Source organism: Pseudomonas persica (assembly GCF_900291015.1).
Classification (GTDB): domain Bacteria; phylum Pseudomonadota; class Gammaproteobacteria; order Pseudomonadales; family Pseudomonadaceae; genus Aquipseudomonas.
Window position 1 is genome coordinate 1 of record NZ_OLKL01000260.1, and the last position, 251, is coordinate 251.

The window sequence follows — 251 nt, forward strand, 5'->3', positions numbered from 1 at the left end:
GCCTTGACCACTGCCAGGTCATGGCTGATGAACAAGTAGGTCAGGTTGTACTTCTGCTGCAGATTACGCAGCAGCTCGACCACTTGCCGCTGTACGGTACGGTCCAGCGCCGAGGTGGGCTCATCCAGCAGAATCAGCGCCGGCTTCAGCACCGGCGCCCGGGCAATCGCTATGCGCTGGCGCTGGCCACCCGAAAACTCATGCGGGTAGCGATGCCGCGTGCGCGGGTCCAGCCCCACTTCCTCCAGCGC

The 251-nt window shown here is 64.1% G+C and carries 1 protein-coding gene; it reads right to left on the reverse strand.

Annotated features, from left to right (window positions below; all coding sequences use genetic code 11):
- Window positions 1-251: ATP-binding cassette domain-containing protein (locus FQ664_RS26500; RefSeq protein WP_144175951.1), on the reverse strand; the 251-nt coding region annotated here is incomplete at both ends.